The sequence below is a fragment of the Agrobacterium sp. NPDC090283 genome (assembly GCF_044769685.1).
Taxonomy (GTDB): domain Bacteria; phylum Pseudomonadota; class Alphaproteobacteria; order Rhizobiales; family Rhizobiaceae; genus Agrobacterium.
Window position 1 is genome coordinate 114504 of the sequence record NZ_JBIVYG010000001.1, and the last position, 13540, is coordinate 128043.

At 59.6% G+C, this 13540-nt stretch carries 13 protein-coding genes; 8 read left to right on the forward strand and 5 right to left on the reverse strand.

Annotated features, from left to right (window positions below; genetic code table 11):
- The first annotated feature begins 301 nt into the window (after positions 1–301).
- Positions 302–1237 (forward strand): DMT family transporter, encoded by a 936-nt coding sequence (locus ACIQUH_RS00615; RefSeq protein ID WP_400811789.1) that lies wholly within the window; start codon positions 302–304, stop codon positions 1235–1237.
- Between the two features lie 386 nt (positions 1238–1623).
- Here ACIQUH_RS00615 and ACIQUH_RS00620 read toward each other — a convergent pair whose 3' ends face one another.
- The 3 genes from ACIQUH_RS00620 to ACIQUH_RS00630 all read right to left on the reverse strand — a co-directional run bounded on the left by ACIQUH_RS00620 (position 1624) and on the right by ACIQUH_RS00630 (position 4209).
- Positions 1624–1815 (reverse strand): hypothetical protein, encoded by a 192-nt coding sequence (locus ACIQUH_RS00620; protein WP_063950983.1) that lies wholly within the window; start codon positions 1813–1815, stop codon positions 1624–1626.
- 152 nt (positions 1816–1967) lie between these two features.
- Complete coding sequence (locus ACIQUH_RS00625) at positions 1968–2867, reverse strand: uracil-DNA glycosylase (protein WP_400811792.1); 900 nt, start codon at positions 2865–2867, stop codon at positions 1968–1970.
- A 43-nt stretch (positions 2868–2910) separates the two neighbouring features.
- The gene (locus ACIQUH_RS00630; RefSeq protein WP_400811793.1) at positions 2911–4209 is read right to left on the reverse strand and encodes an Hsp70 family protein; all 1299 of its coding nucleotides are present in this window, start codon (positions 4207–4209) and stop codon (positions 2911–2913) included.
- A gap of 404 nt (positions 4210–4613) precedes the next feature.
- Here ACIQUH_RS00630 and ACIQUH_RS00635 point away from each other — a divergent pair, with 404 nt between their 5' ends.
- Positions 4614–5591 carry a diguanylate cyclase domain-containing protein gene (locus ACIQUH_RS00635; RefSeq protein ID WP_400811797.1) on the forward strand — a complete coding sequence of 326 codons (978 nt, stop codon included), beginning with the start codon at positions 4614–4616 and terminating at the stop codon, positions 5589–5591.
- A 21-nt stretch (positions 5592–5612) separates the two neighbouring features.
- Here the strand turns inward: ACIQUH_RS00635 and ACIQUH_RS00640 are convergent, their stop codons facing one another.
- A complete protein-coding gene (locus ACIQUH_RS00640) occupies positions 5613–6401 on the reverse strand; it encodes an SDR family oxidoreductase (protein WP_400811799.1) in 789 nt (262 codons plus the stop codon).
- Positions 6402–6481: 80 nt separating this feature from the next.
- On the opposite strand from ACIQUH_RS00640, the gene ACIQUH_RS00645 reads away from it, so the two are divergent.
- The 5 genes from ACIQUH_RS00645 to ACIQUH_RS00665 all read left to right on the forward strand — a co-directional run bounded on the left by ACIQUH_RS00645 (position 6482) and on the right by ACIQUH_RS00665 (position 11890).
- The gene (locus tag ACIQUH_RS00645; RefSeq protein ID WP_400811802.1) at positions 6482–7402 is read left to right on the forward strand and encodes a cation diffusion facilitator family transporter; all 921 of its coding nucleotides are present in this window, start codon (positions 6482–6484) and stop codon (positions 7400–7402) included.
- A gap of 133 nt (positions 7403–7535) precedes the next feature.
- On the forward strand, positions 7536–8309 hold the full coding sequence (locus ACIQUH_RS00650; RefSeq protein WP_400811804.1) for a class I SAM-dependent methyltransferase: 774 nt from the start codon (positions 7536–7538) through the stop codon (positions 8307–8309).
- 46 nt (positions 8310–8355) lie between these two features.
- Positions 8356–8745 (forward strand): hypothetical protein, encoded by a 390-nt coding sequence (locus ACIQUH_RS00655; RefSeq protein WP_400811807.1) that lies wholly within the window; start codon positions 8356–8358, stop codon positions 8743–8745.
- 379 nt (positions 8746–9124) lie between these two features.
- Positions 9125–10789 carry an electron transfer flavoprotein-ubiquinone oxidoreductase gene (locus ACIQUH_RS00660; RefSeq protein WP_400811810.1) on the forward strand — a complete coding sequence of 555 codons (1665 nt, stop codon included), beginning with the start codon at positions 9125–9127 and terminating at the stop codon, positions 10787–10789.
- A 360-nt stretch (positions 10790–11149) separates the two neighbouring features.
- On the forward strand, positions 11150–11890 hold the full coding sequence (locus ACIQUH_RS00665; RefSeq protein ID WP_400811813.1) for a pentapeptide repeat-containing protein: 741 nt from the start codon (positions 11150–11152) through the stop codon (positions 11888–11890).
- 84 nt (positions 11891–11974) lie between these two features.
- On the opposite strand, the gene ACIQUH_RS00670 is transcribed toward ACIQUH_RS00665, so the two are convergent.
- On the reverse strand, positions 11975–12991 hold the full coding sequence (locus ACIQUH_RS00670; protein ID WP_400811815.1) for a zinc-binding alcohol dehydrogenase family protein: 1017 nt from the start codon (positions 12989–12991) through the stop codon (positions 11975–11977).
- Between the two features lie 103 nt (positions 12992–13094).
- Between ACIQUH_RS00670 and ACIQUH_RS00675 the strand changes: the two genes are divergently transcribed.
- Positions 13095–13484 (forward strand): winged helix-turn-helix transcriptional regulator, encoded by a 390-nt coding sequence (locus ACIQUH_RS00675; protein ID WP_400811817.1) that lies wholly within the window; start codon positions 13095–13097, stop codon positions 13482–13484.
- The last annotated feature ends 56 nt before the right edge of the window (positions 13485–13540 follow it).

Here is a 13540-nt window from a genome sequence, read left to right on the forward strand (position 1 = left end):
TTTGGTCTGGTTCTTTCGCCGCGACGGGGCTGGATCCGGCATCCAGCCGATGTGCGTTTGCGCGGCGGCGTGAGTGTCTTCAGCCAGGGATCCGGACTGGCCTGAGGCCGGAATGACGGAACGCAACGGCCTTGAACAATCTCTCACCAGATCAACCGAATTCATGGGTAAATAATATTTTTTGTTGTAAAGCCGCCGGGGAATGCTCTAGCCTTGCGTAAATCCAATTCCCCTGCGTCGTCCTCCCCGCATGAAAAATCCCCTGATGGCGTGTTTGCGCAGCCGATATGAGTAACTGCCGATGAACGCCGAACTGACGAATCCCTTTCGCGGGATCAGCATGAAGCTGGTTTCGGTCGGCTTTTTTCTGGTCATGCAGACCTGTATCAAGACCGCCGGCGATGTGCCGGCCGGCCAGATCACCTTCTTCCGCTCCGCCTTCGCCATTATCCCGATCGTCGTCTATCTCGCCTGGCTGCATGCGCTGGCAAGCGCGCTGCACACAAACAATCTCCTTGGCCATTTCAAGCGCGGTTTTCTCGGCATTCTCTCCATGGCCTGCGGTTTTTACGGGCTGACCATGCTGCCGCTGCCGGAATTCATCGCCATCGGTTATGCCTCGCCGCTGCTTGCCGTCGTTTTTGCCGCCTTCATCCTGCATGAAAAAGTGCGCATCTATCGCTGGAGCGCGGTCTTCGTCGGCATGATGGGCGTGCTGGTCATTCTGTGGCCAAAAATGACGCTTCTGAGGGAAGGCGGCTTTGCCGCGGGTGAGGGGCTGGGCGCCATTGCCGTTTTGTGCGGCGCGGCGCTGGGCGGCTTGGCGATGATCCAGGTGCGGCAACTGGTGGAAACAGAAAAGACGCCGACCATCGTGCTTTATTTTTCGCTGACCGCCACTTTGTTATCGCTCATCAGCGTGCCTTTCGGCTGGAGCGCGCTGACGATGACGCAGGCCATGCTCCTGATCACCAGTGGCATCTGCGGCGGCGTCGCACAGATTTTCCTGACGGAGAGCTATCGCCACGCCGAAGTCTCCGTCATCGCGCCCTTCGAATACAGTTCCATCATCTTCGGCATCGCGGTTTCCTACATCCTGTTCGGCGATATTCCCACGGTGACGATGCTGATCGGCACGGCGATCGTCATCCTCGCCGGCATCTTCATCATCTTTCGCGAGCATCAGCTGGGGCTGGCGAGACGCGCGGCGCGCAAGGCTTCGACGCCGCAGGGGTGACGTTGCTACTCCCCACGGTAGGGTTGCGTGCCGTTCTCTTGAAGTGACGACGACGGGTCTCTCTTCTCTCGGCGTCATCCTCGGGCCTGTCCCGAGGATCTGCCAACATTTTGATTTTGTTGAAGTGTTTAGATCCTCGGGTCAAGCCCGAGGATGACGTCGCGGAAAATGCCCCCTTACGCCCTCAATTTGATGTCACGTAGCGTGCAGGAGTCTGGATCGGACAGCGCCAGGAAAACTCGAGGATGACGTCAGAGCATTGGGGCGGCTCATCACGTCGCCGCGCGCTCTCTAAGACACTACAAAAGCAAAAGGCGCCTTCCCGAAGAAAGACGCCAGCGCGCAATCATATCTATGGACCAGCGTTACACTGGCCTGAGTGCTTCTCAGCGCTCGCGGAAATCCGCGAAGACTGCCGAAGGACGCGTCACGCGGACCTGCTGCATGGCAGCGCGTGCGGTCATCTGTTCGTTTGCGGCAGCGCCGAAACGATGGTAACCCTGACTGGAGCGGGCACCGAGGCCTGCCAGGCGGAGCGTTTCAAAGCCGGAATGAACCGGACGGAAGCGAGTGGTCATTGCCTTGGTTCCTTAAACCGAATTCCTCCCAAGACATGATCGCTATATCGCAGCGCAGCATGGATTCGGCAAGCCGGCCAAATGCGCCGCTGTTATGCGTAATGCGCATGGCTTTTTTCATAATTCATTTACATTGGTCAGGAATGAGGCAATCAGCCTTGTGTAATCTTTGCCTGAAAAGCCAATAAGTCCTGCCATGCCAAGGACTTGCTGGCTGGCGCGTTCAACAGTTCCTGCGGATGCAGGCTTGCGAGCGCCGGCAGAATCAGGTGTCCGGCTGCGACATCACGCCACTGTCCGCGCAGCGTATGGATGGTGCCGGTGCCGCCAAAGAAGAAACGTGCGGTGAAGTTGCCGAGAAGCAACAGGTGTTTCGGCTCCGCCAGCGCAATCTGGCGTTCGATGAACGGCCGGCAGATATCCATCTCGGCCTGAGTCGGCGGGCGGTTGCCCGGCGGCCGCCACGGCACGACATTGCCGAGCATGATGGCGTTGCGCTGAAGGCCGATGGCCGCCAGCATGCGCTCGAGCAGCAGCCCGGTCTTGCCGGCAAAGGGCAGACCCTCGCGGTCGTCATCGGCGTCAGGCATGGGGCCGATGACCATGATGGCGGAGGAGGGGTCGCCTTCGGTGAAGATCGTATTGCGCGCGCTGTTCTTGAGGTTGCAGCCGCTGAAACCTTCAAGCGCGGTTTTCAGCTCGGCAAGCGAGCGCGCGCTTTCCGCCGCAAAACGCGCTGCCGCCACGGCCTGCTCGTCCGGCATGGCGACATTTTGCTGGATGGCGGGGGCTGCCGGTGCGCCGCGCGCCGGAGCGCTCCGGCCTGGCGCCTGCCGTTGAGGCGCATCGGCACGGCGATCGGCCTGGCTCTCCGCCTGCCGCGCCGGCGCGGCCGCATCCTGTCCCGGCATCGGGCGGGCAGGGCGGGCGGCGGCGAATTCGGCGAAACGGTCGACCGGGCTCTCTTCTAGCATCCAGTCCACGCCCGCATCCGCATGGAAATGCAGGAGGGCGGCAAGTTCGGCCGGGGAAAGGTCGTGGGCGGCGATCATGGGCGGAAATTACCCCATGTTCCCCGCCCGGGGAACCCGTAAATCACGCTGTCCAGCGCTGAATATCGCCGCTTTCGCCGATCATGGCGAGACCATGGGCGATCGAGAGCAACTCGCCGCCGCTTTCGATCCGGTCGGCGTCGAAACGGCGGGTGAAAAGCTCCCGCACCGCCGGCACGAAGGAGGTGCCGCCGGTGAGGAACACCTTGTCGATCGCTTCTGGTGCAACTTTCGTCTTCTCCAGAACCTCGTCCAGCGCACCCTCGATCTTGGCCAGATCTTCGGCAATCCACCCGTTGAAATCGCTGCGCTTCACCAATTTCCGGCCGGCCTTGCCCAATGGTGCGAAGTTGAATTCCGCTTCTTCCGCCGAAGACAGCGCCATCTTGGTGGAGGAAATCGCCTGATAGAGCGGATAGCCCTCGTCATGTTCGACAAGATCGATGAAAAGTTCCAGTTTTTCCGGCTCCAGCGCCGAGCGCACCAGCGATTTGAGGTCGGTGAATTCCTTCGAGGTCTTGAAGATCGACAGCTGGTTCCAGCGGCCGAAATTCACGTAATAACCCGAAGGCACGTCCAGCACCTTGTCGAAGCTCTTGAATTTGCTGCCCTTGCCGATTTCCGGCGAGACGAGGTTATCGATCATGCGGAAGTCGAAATGGTCGCCCGCAACGCCGACGCCGGAATGGCCGATGGGGGTGGCGGAAAGCTTGCCGGCATGGGTTTCGAAACGGATCAACGAATAGTCCGTCGTGCCGCCGCCGAAATCCGCCACCAGCACATTGGCGTCCTTCTTCAGGCTCTGCGCGAAATAATAGGCGGCCGCCACGGGCTCATAGACATAGTGGATTTCCGGGAAGCCGGCGCGGCTCAGCGCTTCATTATAACGGGCAAGGGCGAGCGTCTCGTCGGGATTGCTGCCGGCGAAACGCACCGGCCGGCCGGCGATGACGGTCGACACATCGTCCGGCCATTCGGCGCCGGCATAGGTCTTCAGTTTGCGCAGGAACACATCCATCAGGTCCTCGAAGCTCTGGCGCTTGGCGAAGATCAGCGTGCCCTGAAACAGCGGCGAGGCCGCAAATGTCTTGATCGACTGCAGGAACCGACAGTCGCCGGCATTGTCGATGAATTGCCGGATGGCGGCGTGTCCCGCTTCCACATGCAGGGCGGCCGCACCGAGACCCGCATCCTTCATGAAGGAAAGCGCCGTGCGCATGCTGTCATCCGTGCCGGCGCTGCTGGTAAAGCGCATGGAACGGCTTTCGCCGCCCGTGTCGGAAAGAGCCATGACCGTGTTGGTCGTGCCGAAATCGAGGCCGAGAGCCCGCTTTTGCGTCATCGCCATATCCTTGTGCCGATAGAAGAACCCGCCCGGCCCTTGGGCGGCCCGGCGTGAAGATAAGGGATGCCTTTGGCACCCCGATGTCAGAGGAGGGCGGTTGATTGCACAGGGCAGGCGGAATGGCAAGCGCCGCCCATTGCTTTTTCAGCCATGCGCCGCATGCCTCAGGGGCCCTGGCGGGAGACCGCGGGGTGAATGGTAAACGATCTGATGATGCCCTCATGAAAGAGCGCGGCAGTTTTATGCAATATTCTTAGGGGTTTGCTGTTAGTGTCGAGCGCATATGAAGTAGTCATGATCGAAATCATGCCTGATCTCGGCTGCTTTAAATATTCTTGTAATCATAGGATGTATTGCTAGGTGAATTGATCGCCTGTTGTTTTCGTAGCCTGGGAAATTCAATGCCCCGCAAGACGGCCCGTCCCACCCTTAAAGAAGTGCCGCTGGACCATTCCGGCCTCGTTCGGGGCGATGTGGGTATGTTCAACCGCCAGCTCATGCACCTCCTGGAGGCCTCGCAGCAGGGTTATGCCCTGTTTGATGGCGAAGACATATTGCGCTTTGCGAATGCCGCCTTCCGCAAGGCGCTGGATGTGCCCGTGGACGAGTTTCCGAGCTGGCTGGAGCTGATGCGCAGCGGTTATCGCAACGCCACCGGCACCGCCATTGAAACCACCGATTTCGAATTGTGGCTGCGTTCCGCCAAAACGCGGCGCGGCAAGCTGCCCTTCCGCACCATAGAGACCAGCCTTAATGACGGGCGCTGGATATTGACGACCGAAACGACACTGCCGGGCGGCTGGATGCTGTGCGTCGTTACCGATGTTTCCGAACTCGGGGTCGAATTGCGCGATCTCAGGCAGGAGCGGGACAGGGCGCTGAAATCGGCCTTGAGCGACGAACTGACCGGCCTCGGCAACCGCCGCTACGTGATGGACAGTCTCAACCAGATGCTCGGCCCCAACAAGGCCCAGGCGCTTGCCGTCACCATCATCGACATAGATCATTTCAAGGCGGTGAACGACCGTTTCGGGCACGCTTGCGGTGATATGGTCCTCAAGGACTTTGCCGCCCGGCTTTCCGCCGCGGCATGTCGGGACGACCTTGTGGGCCGGATCGGTGGAGAAGAATTTCTGCTGGTGCTTGGCGGCTCGCGAATGCTGGGCGTCGAGGCCGTCATGCAGGGATTGCTGTCGTCGCTGACACGGGCGTCACCGCTCGGGGATATGCCGGATTTCCGCTACAGCTGCTCGGCCGGCATTGCCTTCGCAAATCCCGGGGAGAGCGCCAGCGACGTGCTGCGCCGCGCCGATGTGGCGCTTTACGAAGCCAAGAACACGGGGAGGAACCGCTTCGTGATCCATGAAGCGGTTTCCTGATAAGCCCTTTTCTGTCCGGCGTCAGTTCGACTTCGCCGCACCGCCATCCACGCGCAGCATCGTGCCGGTGATATAGCTCGCCGGCGCCGAGCAGAGGAAAGCGCCGGCGGCGGCGAATTCCTCCACCGTGCCGAGGCGGCCGGCGGGAATGCTCTTGACGGAGGCCTCACGGATTTCCTCGACGCTTTTGCCCAGACGCTTGGCGTTGGCGCCATCCAGTTCGTCGATGCGGTCGGTGTGAATGCGACCGGGCAGGAGCAGGTTGGAGGTGATGCCGAAGGAGGCCACTTCGGTGGACAGCGTCTTGCTCCAGCCCACCAGCGCGCCGCGCAAGGTGTTGGACAGCGCCAGATTGGCGATCGGTTCGAACACGCCCGAGGAAGCGACGGTCAGGATGCGGCCGAAACCCTGTTCCTTCATCTGCGGCAGCAACGCGTTGGTGAGCGTGATGACGCGCAGCACCATGGACTGGAAGAAAGTGTCGAGCTTGTCGGCCGTTATCTCCTGTGCGAGGCCGGGCGTCGGGCCACCGGTATTGTTGACGAGAATATCGATGCCGCCGAGCTTGTCCTTGACGGCCTGAACCATGGCTTCGACGAAATTGTCCTCGGCAAGATCGCCCCACACCCAGTCTGCCTTGCCCTTGCCGAGCGCATTGATCGCCTGGCAATTCGCCTCCAGCTTTTCGCCGCTTCTGCCGACGAGAAGGACATGCGCGCCTTCTTTCGCCAGCGCCGTGGCGATGCCCAGCCCAAGGCCGCGAGAGGAGGCGAGAACGAGGGCGCGTTTGCCGGAAATGCCGAGATCCATGGGTTTTGTCCTGTCTTGTGAGTGCGGTATGTGCTGTTTATAGGAAGGTGGCGTCCGCTTTTGAAGGTCAAATACACGTCATGACAGAACAATCTCTGCTCAAATTCTCCATTGCCGTCACGGTTCTCCTGGCGCTCTTCGGTATCGGCGCAGGCCTGTTCTCGGGCTCCTTCGCGGTGGTCTTCGATGGTGTTTATGCGCTGACGGACGCTTTCATGACGGTGCTGGCGCTGCTTGTCGCGCGGCTGATCGCCGCCTCCGCCGCGCCGAAGCCGGGCGGGCGGCTGGTGGAACGCTTCACCATGGGTTTCTGGCATCTGGAGCCGATGGTGCTTGGCCTCAACGGCACGCTGTTGATGGGGGCGGCGATCTATGCGCTCATCAATGCCATCGACAGCCTGATGGATGGCGGCAGATCGATCGAATTCGACTATGCCATCATCGTCACCTTCGTCAGCTTCGCCGTTTCGCTCGCCATGGCATGGTTCGTCAAAAGACAGAACCGCCGGCTGAAATCGGCCTTCGTGGCGCTGGACGCCAAAAGCTGGCTGATGAGTGCGCTCTTGAGCATGGCGCTCTTTCTCGCCTTCGCCGTGGGTTATGGGCTCACGGGAACGTCGCAGGCCTGGCTTTCGCCCTATATCGACCCGGCAGTTCTGGCGCTCGTCTGCCTTGTCATCATCCCCATGCCGCTCGGCAATGTGAAACAGGCGCTCGCGGACATACTTCTGGTGACCCCGCTGGAATTCAAGCAGCATGTGGACAGGGTGGCCGCCGAGACGGTGGAGAAATTCGGCTTCGCCTCACACTATTCCTATGTCGCCCGTGTCGGCCGCGGCCGTCAGATCGAACTCTTCTTCATCGTGCCGAAAAACTGGCCGCCCCGGCGCCTTGAGGAATGGGACGCGATCCGCGACGAAATCGGCGACGCACTGGGCGGCGAGGGGAGTGACCGCTGGCTGACGATCGTGTTTACGACGGATGAGGAATGGGCGGTTTGAGTGGAGTTTGGAGGCCAGTTGAAGCGGCGTCCGTTTTTTCGGCCCTAAGTGGACAAAAGGTTCAGATGTCATCTGGCATTCATCGGCATAGGCTAGGTAGCCATTCTCGACGGAGACACGACTGGAGTCTTAAATGGTCGAGCGAAGTGGGGCGTCTTTTGAAGACGTGTCGGTTGTCGAGAATTATATCTACAGGCCGCCCTATCCGGCTGGCGTATATAACAAACTCTTGTCTATCGCCCCTCAACACAATTGCTTGTTGGATTTGGGCTGTGGCCCCGGGAAAATAAGCCGCCCACTGTCTCTACATTTCAAAAACGTAATCGCGATAGACCCGTCGCAAGCTATGATCAATCTCGCTCATACGATGGAAGATGGGCGAGCCGCCAATATCGAATGGATCGTCGGCCTTGCTGAGGACTATGAGGACTCTGGCAATAGTTTCGATCTGATCGTCGCGGCTGCGAGTATCCATTGGATGGAACACCATCGCCTGTTTCCGCGACTGAAGTCCTTTGCGTCTGCCGCCCACAAAGTCGCAATCGTATCCGGGGATACACCGTTTAAGCCTGCTTGGATTGCCGACTGGAAGCTATTCCTCGCGAAATGGGTACCATTAGCCACAGGCCAGGAATTCGATCATGACCGCAAGCAAGAGATGCGGTCCGAGTACCAATCATACCTGCATGTCGAAGGAGCTGAGTTCTTTATCTCGGACCCGATTATGCAAAGTGTCAATGATTTTATCCGCTGCCAGCATTCTCGGGACACTTTCGCGCCATCGCGTCTAGGTGACCAGTTGCAACGGTTTGATGCCGAACTCAAAGAAATCTTGATGCCTTATGTCGACGGTCTGATGCTGCAATTTTCAGTGGGGTCAGAAGTGGTGTGGGGTACAATCAAATAGCATCCCCCCCTATTGCCACGCTCAGTTTTTCAGAGGGATATTCTTAATGAAGTGCCTGCGCATCTACGCCTCACCAGATGGTGAGTCTCATTTCGATGAAATCGAATTGCCGACAAAAAAGGTATCCGTCCATCCCGACGCCGTTCCATTTGATGTGACCGCCAGTTACCCCGCCTCTCGCGTCCGCATTACCCACATCCCAGCAGGGATGAGAGAAGTTTCCTGGCATGGAGTACCGGAGCCGGTCCTTACGGTTCGGCTTGACGGTTCCGTTGAGTACGAAACCAGCGACGGCGAGGTCCGCCATGTTTCGGCCGGTAGTTTCGTGCTCGTCGCGGATACGCATGGCAAAGGCCACCTTTCGCGACATTCTCCAGAAACTCAGACGGTCATTTGGATTTCACTGCCAAACGGTTTTGAACTTCTTCCGCATTAATGACCGCTGCTGGCCAAAACAGAAATCCAGATCTGCTATGGGGGGCGCTCTCATTCTGGTACTTCTTGACTGCTTGACTGTCTAACCGAGAACGGCCTCCAAATACCTGAAACCCTTGACGCTCTCCCTTCTCAGTTCTATTCTTAATTTACGTGAACGTAAAAGTAATAAAGCAATCATCAGGTTGTCTGACAATTGACTGGCGTGCGACATGTTTTGCCGCTATAGACGCTCGACAAAGGCGTCCTGCTTTGCGAAGACAGGCGCTGGTGAATGCGGTGTCGCGGCTGGTTTTTTGTCCGGCGCAGGCGATGCGCCGATAATGCCGGGAAGCGGATATAACAACAGCCGGATGGGACCGGCGATCTGAGAGGATGAGATGACGGAAGCGATGGAACTGCCCGAACGCGAAGCGATGGAATTTGACGTTGTGATCGTCGGTGCGGGTCCTGCGGGTCTTGCCGCGGCGATCCGTCTGAAGCAGGTGGAGCCGGAGCTTTCGGTCGTCGTTCTCGAAAAGGGTGCCGAAGTCGGCGCGCATATCCTCTCCGGCGCCGTGGTCGATCCGATCGGCATCGACCGGCTGCTGCCCGGCTGGCGCGAAGAAGAGGGGCATCCCTTCAAGACCGAGGTCAAGGACGACCAGTTCCTGTTTCTCGGCCCGGCCGGCGGGATCCGTCTGCCGAACTTCATGATGCCGCCCCTGATGAACAATCACGGCAATTACATCGTCTCGCTTGGCCTCGTCTGTCGATGGCTGGCGGAAAAGGCGGAAGCCCTCGGCGTCGAGATCTATCCGGGTTTTGCCGCAACGGAAGTGCTCTATAATGATGAAGGCGCGGTCATCGGTGTCGCCACCGGCGATATGGGTATCGAGAAGAACGGCGAGCCGGGTCCGAACTTCACCCGCGGCATGGAGCTGCACGGCAAATATGTGCTGATCGGTGAGGGCGTGCGCGGTTCGCTCGCCAAGCAGCTGATTTCCAAATTCGACCTGTCCAGGGATCGTGAGCCGCAGAAATTCGGCATCGGCATCAAGGAACTCTGGCAGGTCAAGCCGGAGAAGCACAAGCAGGGTCTGGTGCAGCACTCCTTCGGCTGGCCGCTCGGTTTCAAGACCGGCGGCGGCTCGTTCCTCTATCATCTCGAGGACAATCTCGTCGCCGTCGGCTTCGTGGTGCACCTCAATTACAAGAACCCCTATCTTTATCCTTTCGAGGAATTCCAGCGCTTCAAGACGCATCCATCGATCCGCGATACCTTCGAGGGCGGCAAGCGCATTTCCTATGGCGCGCGCGCCATCACCGAGGGCGGTTACCAGTCGGTGCCGAAGCTCACTTTCCCGGGCGGCGCGCTGATCGGCTGTTCCGCCGGTTTCGTCAACGTGCCGCGCATCAAGGGCAGCCATAATGCGGTGCTGTCGGGCATGCTGGCGGCGGAGAAGATCGCCGCGGCGATTTCCGCCGGCCGCGCCCATGACGAGGTGGCGGAGATCGAGGCCGAATGGCGCGACGGCGATATCGGCAAGGATTTGAAGCGGGTCAGAAACGTCAAGCCGCTGTGGTCGAAGTTCGGCACGCTTGTCGGCGTCGGTCTCGGCGGTCTCGACATGTGGACGAACCAGCTGTTCGGCTTTTCCTTCTTCGGCACGCTGAAGCACGGCAAGACGGATGCCGAGAGCCTTGAACCGGCTTCGAAGCACAAGCCGATCGCCTATCCGAAGCCGGATGGTGTGTTGACCTTCGACCGGCTGTCATCGGTATTCCTGTCCTCGACCAATCATGAGGAGGACCAGCCGGTGCATCTTCAGGTGAAGGACATGGAGTTGCAGAAGCGTTCCGAACATGACGTCTTTGCCGGTCCCTCGACGCGGTATTGTCCGGCCGGCGTTTACGAATGGGTGGAGAAGGACGGCGAGGAGGTCTACGTCATCAACGCCCAGAACTGCGTGCATTGCAAGACCTGCGACATCAAGGACCCCAACCAGAACATCAACTGGGTGCCGCCGCAGGGGGGCGAGGGGCCGGTTTACGCCAATATGTGATGGCGCAGCTTAAACTCTCTCTCGTCATGCTCGGGCTCGTCCCGAGCATCTGCAACGGATTGATTTTACGAGACGTGGATGGATCCTCGGGACAGGCCCGAGGATGACGTCGAGCGCGTTGGGACCGGTTGCGAGGCCGTGTCCCGTCCGGCATGATCGGCGTCTACGGCCCGCTCCCCCTTCAGTATTTGTGGATTGCCCTTCGATTTCTTACATATAGGATGTTGGGGTGTTGTAGCATCGCATCGCCCGTGGATTGCGGGCCGTGAATGCGGTAACGCCTTGAATGTGCATATGGTCCTTGGGCTGGCTCAGGAGCTGTTGCGTTTGCGCCGTCGCCCGACGACAGGGAGTGGAAGAATGTCCGGCTTTCAAAGGCTGAATATCGTGCGGAAGACAGGGTGCGTTGCCGGTGTGGCGGCGCTTGCGATGATTGCCGTTTCTTTCAGCGGCGGCCCGCTGGTGGCCGCAAGCTGCCGCACCGACGCCATGGCCGGCATCGACTGGCGCGAATGCAACAAGCGTCTGCTGATGCTGGGCGGCAGCAATCTCGATTCGGCGATGCTCTATGGCACGGATTTCACCTATACGGACCTGCGCGGCTCCTCGCTGAAGGGGGCGAATCTCGAAAAGGCCAAGCTCATCCGCACGGCGTTGGGTGAGGCGAACCTTCAGGGCGCCAATCTGACCAAGGTGGAAGCCTATCGCAGTGATTTTTCCGCCGCCGACGCCACCAATGCCAAATTCATCAATGCCGAAATGCAGCGAACCAAATTCGAGAAGACCAAGCTCGACGGCACGGATTTCACCAAGGCCGAACTCGGGCGCGCCGATTTCGAGGGCGCCTCGCTGAACGGCTCGAAATTCTCTTTGACCAACCTGTCGCGGGCCCGCTTTGGCGGCGCGAAACTTGGCGGCCCGGTGGATTTCACCAGCGCCTTCCTGCTCCTGACGCGGATCGAAGGGGTCGATCTTTCCATGGCCACCGGCCTTGATCAGAAGCAGATCGACATTGCCTGCGGTGACGCCAGGACCAAATTGCCGAATGGCCTCACCGCGCCGGCCTCCTGGCCGTGCCCGGAAGATCCGGACGACGATTGATGGAATGGCCGCGCGGTTTTCGCGCGCGGCACAGATATTCCCCATAGGGCAGAAGCGTCCGCGATGCGGACGCCGCACCTTCGATCAGAAGCCTGAAAGCACGATCTTGCCCTTGGCCTTGTTGCTCTCGATCAGCGCATGCGCCTTGATGAGATTTGCGGCATTGATGGTGCCGAAGACTTCCGTCAGCGTCGTCCTGATCTTGCCGCCATCGACCAGCTTCGCAACGTGGTTCAGCAGCTTGTGCTGTTCGATCATGTCAGGTGTCTCAAAGACCGCGCGGGCGAACATCATTTCCCAATGGATCGAGACGCATTTGCGCTTGAAGGCCATGACGTCGAAACCGCCAGCGGGATCGTCGATCAGCGCGAAACGGCCCTGCGGCGCGATGGTCGCCACGCTGTCGGCGGCATGGATGTCGCTATGGGTGGTGGAGAAGACAAAACCCGGCGCACCAAGCCCGAGCGCCTCCACCTGCGGCGCGATAGGCTTGCTGTGATCGATGACGTGATGCGCGCCGAGCTCCTTCACCCAGGCAATCGTTTCAGGCCGTGATGCGGTGGCGATGACGGTGAGGTCGGTCAGCGCCCGCAGAAGCTGGACGGCGATCGAACCGACGCCACCCGCACCGCCGATGACGAGAATGGCGTTGGCCGCGCCGGGAACCGGCTCCTTCACCCGCAGCCGGTCGAACAGCGTCTCGTAAGCGGTGATGGCGGTCAGCGGCAGGGCGGCGGCTTCCTCGAAATTCAGGGATTTCGGCTTTGCGCCGACGATGCGCTCATCGACCAGATGGAATTCGCTGTTGGAGCCCGGACGATTGATGACGCCGGCGTAAAACACTTCGTCACCCGGCTTGAACAGCGAGACCTTGTCGCCCACGGCCTTCACCACACCCGAAGCGTCGAAACCCAGCACGCGGGCGGCGCCATTTTCCGGCGACTGGTTGCGGCGCACCTTGGTGTCCACAGGGTTCACCGAAACCGCCTTCACCTCCACCAGAATATCGTGTCCTTTCGCTTCAGGCTGCGGCAGGTCGATGTCGACAAGGGCATCTTTCGCAGTGATGGGCTGGCTGGTCCTGTAACCGATGGCGCGCATGAACAGTCTCCTTTGCTTGTTTGCGTGCCTCTTATTTGATACATATGAACATCGATCGCAAGAATGCACATTTTGTGATGATACATACAAAAAGGATACTGTAATGTCGCGACCGCGCGCCAAGCTCACCGGCAACTTTCCCGGCTGCCCGGTGGAATCGGCCTTAAGTTTCCTCGATGGCAAATGGAAGGGCGTGATCCTCTATCATCTCATCAATGAGGGCACCCTGCGCTTCAACGAGCTGCGCCGCCACATTCCCAGCGTCACCCAGCGCATGCTCACCAAGCAACTGCGCGAGCTGGAAGAGGCCGGCCTGATTTCCCGCACCGTCTTTCCGGTGGTGCCGCCGCGCGTGGATTATGCGCTGACGCCGCTTGGCGAGACCATGAAGCCGGTGATCTCGGCGCTGAAAAGCTGGGGCGACGCCCATGTCGTGTGCAAGAACGGCGCGAAATATACCCGTCTTCCCGAGGCCAAGGAAAAGGCCGCCTGAAAAATCACGGGTAAAAGCGCACCCCGCCACGCGCCTTTTTCATGGTGCGATGCAAC